Source organism: Macrococcus bovicus (assembly GCF_004359575.1).
In the GTDB taxonomy this organism is placed as follows: Bacteria; Bacillota; Bacilli; order Staphylococcales; family Staphylococcaceae; genus Macrococcus; species Macrococcus bovicus.
Genome location: NZ_SCWF01000003.1, coordinates 205,654 through 212,972 on the forward strand (window position 1 = coordinate 205,654; position 7,319 = coordinate 212,972).

At 44.3% G+C, this 7,319-nt stretch carries 10 protein-coding genes; 8 read left to right on the forward strand and 2 right to left on the reverse strand.

Going from position 1 to position 7,319, the window contains the following annotated elements:
- Nucleotides 1-157: 157 nt before the first annotated feature.
- Complete coding sequence (locus tag ERX55_RS04865) at nucleotides 158-400, reverse strand: NifU family protein (RefSeq protein ID WP_133430760.1); 243 nt, start codon at nucleotides 398-400, stop codon at nucleotides 158-160.
- 81 nt (nucleotides 401-481) lie between these two features.
- On the opposite strand from ERX55_RS04865, the gene ERX55_RS04870 reads away from it, so the two are divergent.
- Nucleotides 482-799, forward strand: coding sequence for a YuzD family protein (locus ERX55_RS04870; RefSeq protein ID WP_133451471.1), 318 nt, complete (start codon nucleotides 482-484; stop codon nucleotides 797-799).
- 50 nt (nucleotides 800-849) lie between these two features.
- Here the strand turns inward: ERX55_RS04870 and ERX55_RS04875 are convergent, their stop codons facing one another.
- Nucleotides 850-1,914 carry an NAD(P)/FAD-dependent oxidoreductase gene (locus ERX55_RS04875; RefSeq protein WP_133451472.1) on the reverse strand — a complete coding sequence of 355 codons (1,065 nt, stop codon included), beginning with the start codon at nucleotides 1,912-1,914 and terminating at the stop codon, nucleotides 850-852.
- Between the two features lie 111 nt (nucleotides 1,915-2,025).
- Here ERX55_RS04875 and ERX55_RS04880 point away from each other — a divergent pair, with 111 nt between their 5' ends.
- The 7 genes from ERX55_RS04880 to ERX55_RS04910 all read left to right on the forward strand — a co-directional run bounded on the left by ERX55_RS04880 (nucleotide 2,026) and on the right by ERX55_RS04910 (nucleotide 7,171).
- Nucleotides 2,026-2,262, forward strand: coding sequence for a YuzB family protein (locus tag ERX55_RS04880; RefSeq protein WP_133451473.1), 237 nt, complete (start codon nucleotides 2,026-2,028; stop codon nucleotides 2,260-2,262).
- A gap of 11 nt (nucleotides 2,263-2,273) precedes the next feature.
- Complete coding sequence (locus tag ERX55_RS04885; protein WP_133451474.1) at nucleotides 2,274-2,630, forward strand: HesB/IscA family protein; 357 nt, start codon at nucleotides 2,274-2,276, stop codon at nucleotides 2,628-2,630.
- A gap of 108 nt (nucleotides 2,631-2,738) precedes the next feature.
- A complete protein-coding gene (locus ERX55_RS04890) occupies nucleotides 2,739-3,956 on the forward strand; it encodes an NAD(P)/FAD-dependent oxidoreductase (protein WP_133451475.1) in 1,218 nt (405 codons plus the stop codon).
- Nucleotides 3,957-4,092: 136 nt separating this feature from the next.
- Complete coding sequence (locus tag ERX55_RS04895; protein WP_133451476.1) at nucleotides 4,093-4,413, forward strand: YuiB family protein; 321 nt, start codon at nucleotides 4,093-4,095, stop codon at nucleotides 4,411-4,413.
- Between the two features lie 11 nt (nucleotides 4,414-4,424).
- Nucleotides 4,425-5,390 (forward strand): hypothetical protein, encoded by a 966-nt coding sequence (locus tag ERX55_RS04900; protein WP_133451477.1) that lies wholly within the window; start codon nucleotides 4,425-4,427, stop codon nucleotides 5,388-5,390.
- 58 nt (nucleotides 5,391-5,448) lie between these two features.
- The gene (locus tag ERX55_RS04905; protein WP_133451478.1) at nucleotides 5,449-6,759 is read left to right on the forward strand and encodes a Na+/H+ antiporter family protein; all 1,311 of its coding nucleotides are present in this window, start codon (nucleotides 5,449-5,451) and stop codon (nucleotides 6,757-6,759) included.
- Between the two features lie 16 nt (nucleotides 6,760-6,775).
- On the forward strand, nucleotides 6,776-7,171 hold the full coding sequence (locus tag ERX55_RS04910; protein ID WP_133451479.1) for a PaaI family thioesterase: 396 nt from the start codon (nucleotides 6,776-6,778) through the stop codon (nucleotides 7,169-7,171).
- Nucleotides 7,172-7,319: the final 148 nt, after the last annotated feature.

Below are 7,319 nucleotides of genomic sequence, written 5' to 3' on the forward strand. Positions count from 1 at the left end.
TTTTACAGGATTTATACAATGTAAACCCTTAAATTAATTAAAATTTCACCGCAAATACTGACGGTATCATCCGTCACCTGTTCAGGCTGTGCTATACCCGGTCTTATAGGAGAGGGGCTTACTGAAGAATAAAAAAAGACCGCTCCGAAGAGCAGTCTTAAAATACTTGTTCAACTTCTACGATACCCGGTACTTCTTCTAAAAGCGCGCGTTCGATACCTGCTTTAAGTGTAATAGTAGAAGAAGGGCATGTGCCGCAAGCCCCTAATAGACGTAACTTAACGATACCATCTTCTACATCTACAAGTTCACAGTCACCGCCGTCACGTAACAGAAATGGACGTAACTTATCAAGTACTTCACTGACTTGATCAAATTGAGTTTGTTGTTCAGTCGTCATCATAGACTCCTTTCTTTATTCATTTACTGTATAGTATAATCACTATAGCATAATTTATTCAATTATTTAAGGGGGTTGCACATGGAACAGGTAAAAGTAAATGTTTACGGCGCAGATGTCGTATGCGCAAGCTGTGTCAATGCACCGACATCTAAAGATATCTTCGACTGGGTACAGCCGAATTTAAAGCGTAAGTTCAACAATGTGGATTTTACATTCAACTACATTGATATCAATGACAGCGCCAATCATTCAGACTACGACGAGTCTATCGTTGAACGTATACAGGCCGATGAACTTTTCTATCCATTGATCACCATGAATGATGAAATTGTCGCAGACGGCTACATCCAGCTGCCTCAGCTGACGAAGTATGTGGAGCAGCATTTCGTCGGGTAGTATCAAGATAATAAAAAGCATTGTCTCTTCAGAATAGAGACAATGCTTTTTTAACCGTTATGGTACTTGTAAAGCCAGAGGACACCTGACTTCATTAAACGAGCGATACGGCCTGTAACGGTCCGGTCCATCAGGAAGGCAAAGCCTTCTTTTTCGCCGAGAGAACCGAGGAAACCCTGCAGTTTCAGTTCCGGCATAGTGTCCGGGAGTTCCACGCCTTTCCAGACCTTTTTCAGGATGTCTACAATCTGTTCTGCCTGAACTTCCGCAAGTTGGGCACTCGGCGCATGAGGCAGGAGGGCGCAGTCGCCCACGACGTAGACATTGCGATGAGTCGGAATCTGGTGATACTGGTTAATGCGGACCCTGCTGCCTTCACCGAATTCGACAGGCAGATTACGCACGATTTCGACAGGCTGGATACCCGCTGTCCAGACACACAGGTCCACGTCATATGTCTCATCATTGTTATACAGTTTCCCAGGTTCCACTTTTACCACATTAGAGTGCGGAATGACTTCGACGTTGTGCTGATCGAACCATTTCTTGACATAATTGCTCAGTTTCTCCGGGAAAGCAGGTAGAATACGCTCACCGCGGTCAAAGAGTCTGATGTTAAGGTCAGAACGTGATTCTCTGAGTTCACTTGCAAGTTCAATACCGCTTAGACCTGCACCGACAACGCCGACAGTACTACCTGAAGGCAGGCCTGCGATGGCGCTGTATGTATCACGCGCCTGCATGATGGATTGAATGCTGTAAGTATATTCCTCAGCACCCGGCACATTATGATACTTATCTTCGCAGCCGAGACCGATGATCAGCTCATCATAGTCAACATGTGTTTCACCCATTGAGACAATCTGTTTTTCGAGGTCAATCGACGTGATCTCTCCATACGCAAAGTTAAGACGAGCATCTTTCGGGAACTCCACCCGGACATCTTTATCTGATTCAGTTCCTGCTGCCAGCGCATAAAATTCTGTCTTTAAACCGTGGAATGGTACCCGGTCGATCAAGGTAATCGTATATTCTTCCGGTAAAGCATCTGGAAGCAGACGATGCATGATGCGCATGTTGCCGTAGCCCCCACCAAGTAAAACAAGATTCTTCATTTGTTAATCCCCTTTTCTTACATGAGTCAAAATCCTATTTTTTTATGTACGCTTAAATTATAATATATTATACAATTGATTAGTAGAAATATCTGAAAATAGAGGTGAGCCATGAATCCGATCGTCGAATTCTGTATCTCAAATCTGGCAAAAGGCGGTCAGGTTGTATTTGATGCGCTCGAAAAAGATCCCGATATCGATTGTCTGGAATATGGGTGTCTGACCTATTGCGGACAGTGTAGCAATGAACTTTACGCCCTGGTGAATGGAGATTATGTGGCAGGGGAGAGTCCGGAACAGCTCCTTGCCAATATTTATAAGCATATAGAAGAAACATGGATGTTTTAGGAGGTTTTAAGATGACGATTACACTGACAGAAGCGGCAGCTTATGAAGTGAAGGATATGATGGAGAAGAACGGTATGCCTGATGGTTACTTGAAGATTTCAGTGAAAGGTGGCGGCTGTACCGGTCTGTCCTATGGCATGAGTGCCGAAGAAGCCCCTGGAGAAAATGACGAAATTTTGACATTTTATGGTGTTAAAGTACTCGTTGATCAGACGGATGCACCGATCTTAAAAGGAACAGTGGTCGATTTCAAACAATCATTGATGGGCGGCGGATTCGCGATTGATAACCCGAATGCCATTGCTTCATGCGGCTGTGGCAGCTCTTTTAGGACTCGCGAAGTCGCGGGCACACCGGAAAACTGTTAGTTTATATATTGAATATTCCAGTTTTTAATATTATTATTATAGTGGAATGATTTAAATATAACATGTGACGAAAATCACAATAAAATAAAAATAAGATGGGTGAATATAATGGGCTTTGAAAGAAAAAAAGTTGTTGTACTAGGTGCGGGCTACGCCGGCTTACAGACTATCACTAAATTACAGAAAAAAGTTTCAGCACAGGATTGCGATATCACTTTAATCAACAAAAATGATTATCACTATGAAGCAACTTGGTTACATGAAGCATCTGCAGGGACTTTAAAAACTCAAGATGTGCTTTATCCGATTGCGAGCGTAGTAGATGCGTCTAAAGTCGACTTCGTTAAAGCAGAAGTGACTAAAATCAACCGTGATGAAAAAACAGTTGAGACAACGAACGGTATCTTCCATTTTGATATCTTAGTCGTTGCACTTGGTTTCGAGTCAGAGACATTTGGCATCAGCGGCATGAAAGAACATGCATTCCAGATTGAAAACGTGAATACATCCCGCCGTATCGCAAAGCACATTGAAGAGCGTTTCTCTCATTATGCACAGAGCACAGAAAAAGACGACAAAGATCTTGCTATCCTGGTAGGTGGTGCTGGGTTCACTGGTATCGAATTATTAGGTGAGTTAACAGACCGCGTACCTGAACTGTGCAAAAAATATGGGGTTGACCCAGCTAAAGTTAAATTAACTTGTGTAGAAGCAGCGCCTAAAATGTTACCGATGTTCTCAGATGAACTTGTTAACTACGTTGTAGAATACCTTGAAGCGCGTGGTGTCGAGTTCAAAATTGCTACGCCGATCGTCGCAGCAAATAAACATGGCTTCGTTGTGAAAAACGGTGAGCAGGAAGAACAGCTCTATGCTAATACAGTGATCTGGGCTGCAGGTGTACGTGGCAGCAAGCTGATGGAAGAATCATTCGAAGGTGTGAAACGCGGACGTATCGTCGTTCGTGAAGATAACCGTATTGACGGTTACGATGACATCTTTGTTATCGGTGACTGCTCAGCGGTTATGGCAGGTGAAGGCGACAATAAACGTCCTTATCCTACAACTGCACAGATTGCGATGCAGCAAGGTGAATTCACTGCTGATGCCATCGTTAAATTACTCAATAACCAGCCGCTTGGAAAATTCGTCTACAACGAAAGAGGTACGGTTGCATCACTCGGCGCTCATGACGGCGTAGGTGTGGTAATGGGTAAAGAAATCACAGGTAAAAAAGCAGCCTTCATGAAAAAAGTGATTGACACACGTGCCGTTTTCAAAATCGGTGGTACGGGCTTAGCACTTAAAAAAGGTAAATTTTTATAATTCTTGATCAAGCAGGACTCTGACAGAGGAGTCCTGCTTTTTTTGTGCGGGTCAGACTGCCTTTAATAGCCGCCATGTTCTATATTTCATGCTATAATAGGTGCAATGACTTTTTTTGTAACATGAGGAGGAAACAATGACTGCCTTAGTTCAGTTAATTATCAGCGTTGTACTATTTTTTGTCTTATTTTTCGGGATTGCCTTTATCTTAAATATGCTCCTTAAATCCACATGGATCATGACTGCCTTCTATCCCTTTGTCGTCTTTGCGATTGTTGACAAGATTTCGACAGCTGACTATATCTTGAAACCACGCTATGCGTTCAGTCAGCTCTGGCGTGGACTGACGCATCTTCTGCCTGCCGACATCATCATGCTCTCGGCAGGATTAGTGGGAGCTGTGGCAGCGGGTATTGTGATCAGAAACCTACGCCGCAGCGGCTACACGATGTTCTAGGAGTGATGAATATGACTAACCCACCGGCACATATAGAGTCAGTCTATATGTGCTTTTTACCTTTTCAGTCCAATCAATGGCAGCAGACGGGCATTCACTGGATCGATGAAGAGATAGAACACTTTTATAATCAGCATGACACAGAACTGGATGTACGATATGAGAACAGACGGCTTATCGGAATTCCTGCCGGTAATCCGAAGCGATATACCATGGAAGACGAACTGATGCTGCATGACAGAATCGGGGCTTTACATATCGATACAGCGCTGATCGTTGATCTGGCGACGCTGAATCACTATATGGATGTCTCCGGCTTATACTGGACAATCAAAGATAAGTGGCCACATGCTGAAGTCCTGGGCTATCACGAGGAGCTGCCTGCACCACACGTTGAGCCGAATGCACTAAGCGAGCACGATATGTATCAGCTGCTTCCCCTGACCTATCACGACTATAAAGTCAAAGTCACGGAATGGCGTAGTGGGACGAGGGCCAATCAGGTCGTAATCGTGCTGCATCCTGATTTAATCCAGCCGGCACTTCTTGCAGCAACTAGAGAGACAGTCGTACTGACAGTAGCGTATGACAATCAGATGAGTGAGGCAAGACGTCTGGCACGGGACGGCAGACTCGTCGTACTTCAGTCAGTGAGACTTGCTATCATGAACGATCTGATTCATTATGGCCTGCAATATAAAGTCCAGCCGCTTGTGCTCGATTATTTACCGGGTGACAACAGGCAGATCACGTTATACGGTGTTAAACGTTCCAGTGAGACAGCCTTGAAGTATCGCATGCAGAATCCTCACTACACGTTATTTCCCTCTAAGTACCGGCAGTTATCTGTCCTGTCTTATGACTATTTTGCCGATCAATTCGGCGAGACATTCACGATAGCAGAAATGACGCATTTACTGCCTCTTAAATACCAGGTCGAACTGATACACGAAATAATAACAGTTGACAAAGTATAAAATTTCATTTACTTTAGTATGGTAGCACTTTACCAAGATAAAGAAGAGGGGTTTTTAAATGAATGCTGTCTTAATAGCAGTAATTGTGATGATTGTACTCAGTCTCTGCAGGCTGAATGTCGTACTGTCATTGTTTATCGGTGCATTAGTAGGAGGCCTGACTGCCCATATGAGCCTTGCTGATACAATCAGCTATTTTACAGCAGGCATTGGTGACGGTGCAGAAGTGGCGCTCAGTTATGCCTTACTGGGAGGTTTTGCTGCCTTAATATCATATAGCGGCATCACCGATTATTTCGTGGAACGTATCATCCGGTTGATCAAGCAGGATAGCACAGTTAAAACGAGAGTCTGGACAAAAGTGGTGATAGTGGTCAGCCTGCTTATTCTTGCCTGTATGTCACAGAATATCCTGCCTATCCACATCGCATTTATACCGATTGTCATTCCACCGCTGCTCAGTTTATTCAATGAACTGAAACTGGATAGAAGAATGATAGCAGTTGTCCTGACATTCGGTCTTTGTTTCCCGTATACATTGCTGCCGTTTGGTTTCGGTCATATCTTTCACGAAATCATCAAGAAAGGATTCGATCAGGCCCACTATACGATCCAGTTTGATGATATCTGGAAAGCGATGCTGATTCCTTCCATGGGGTTTGTAGTCGGTTTACTGATCGGTATCATTCTTTACCGTAAGCCCCGCGACTATCGTCAAACTGCGGATGAAGCGTTTGAAGTGAAGGAAATCAGCCGTTACACGGTCTTTGTCACAATCTTGGCCATTGTCATGACATTTATCGTTCAGCTGCTGACAGAATCGATGATTTTTGGTGCGCTGGCTGGTATTCTCATCTTCTTCCTATTCCGTGTCTATGACTGGAAGACGCTTGATAATGAACTGGTGACAGGAATCAAGATAATGGCGTATATCGGTGTGGTGATGCTGACAGCGAACGGTTTCGCGAGTGTCATGAACCATTCAGGGCAGGTGGAATCGCTTGTACATGGCATGGTGAATATTACAAATGGCGATAGATCACTCAGTATTATATTTATGCTGACTGCGGGTCTGATTATTACGTTAGGCATCGGGTCTTCCTTTGCGACTGTTCCGATTATCGCTGCCTTATTCATTCCTTTTGGCCAGCAGATCGGACTCAGCCCCCTCGCATTGATCAGTATCATCGGGACAGCAGGCGCGCTGGGAGATGCCGGCAGTCCGGCCAGTGATTCAACACTCGGGCCGACAGCAGGACTCGATATGGACGGGCAGCACGATCACATCTGGGATACGTGCGTGCCGACTTTCATGCTCTTTAATATCCCGCTTCTCATTTTCGGCTATATTGCAGCCATGGTATTATAAGAGTTGAGGTGAGAAGATGGATTTTGAAGCTTTATTTGAACAGCAGAATATGCTCTCGAACTTTGAGATGCAACTGGAAGAGAGACAGCCAGGTGAACTTTGTATCAGCATGCCTGTCACCGATAAAGTCAGACAGCCCTTCGGTTATCTGCACGGCGGCGCGACAGTGGCATTATGTGAGACTGCCGCATCATTAGGTGCAGTAGACCTGATAGACTTGAACCACTCGCTTGCTTTCGGACTTGAAATCAATGCGAATCATATTTCTTCTGTAAGAGCAGGACGTGTGTATGCGCGAGCGACTGTGTTGCATCACGGGAAATCCACTCAAGTGTGGGAAGTTCGCGTGACAGCGGAGGAACGTTTAGTATCGATAGCCCGCTGTACTATAGCTGTAAAAGAGAAAAGATAAAAAATGCGATTCACCGGGATGTGATATGCTCCCTATAAAGTAGACACTTAAAAAAGTAAAACTTTATAGGGAGTTTTTCTATGCGAAAAATCAAGCTATCACCGGAAACATTTCAGCAAATCTTCGATTTATATGAGGAAGGTCATTC

Coding starts and splice junctions, on each gene's coding strand:
- ERX55_RS04865 (WP_133430760.1), bottom strand. CDS start 400: ATGACGACTGAACAACAAACTCAATTTGATCAAGTCAGTGAAGTACTT.
- ERX55_RS04870 (WP_133451471.1), top strand. CDS start 482: ATGGAACAGGTAAAAGTAAATGTTTACGGCGCAGATGTCGTATGCGCA.
- ERX55_RS04875 (WP_133451472.1), bottom strand. CDS start 1,914: ATGAAGAATCTTGTTTTACTTGGTGGGGGCTACGGCAACATGCGCATC.
- ERX55_RS04880 (WP_133451473.1), top strand. CDS start 2,026: ATGAATCCGATCGTCGAATTCTGTATCTCAAATCTGGCAAAAGGCGGT.
- ERX55_RS04885 (WP_133451474.1), top strand. CDS start 2,274: ATGACGATTACACTGACAGAAGCGGCAGCTTATGAAGTGAAGGATATG.
- ERX55_RS04890 (WP_133451475.1), top strand. CDS start 2,739: ATGGGCTTTGAAAGAAAAAAAGTTGTTGTACTAGGTGCGGGCTACGCC.
- ERX55_RS04895 (WP_133451476.1), top strand. CDS start 4,093: ATGACTGCCTTAGTTCAGTTAATTATCAGCGTTGTACTATTTTTTGTC.
- ERX55_RS04900 (WP_133451477.1), top strand. CDS start 4,425: ATGACTAACCCACCGGCACATATAGAGTCAGTCTATATGTGCTTTTTA.
- ERX55_RS04905 (WP_133451478.1), top strand. CDS start 5,449: ATGAATGCTGTCTTAATAGCAGTAATTGTGATGATTGTACTCAGTCTC.
- ERX55_RS04910 (WP_133451479.1), top strand. CDS start 6,776: ATGGATTTTGAAGCTTTATTTGAACAGCAGAATATGCTCTCGAACTTT.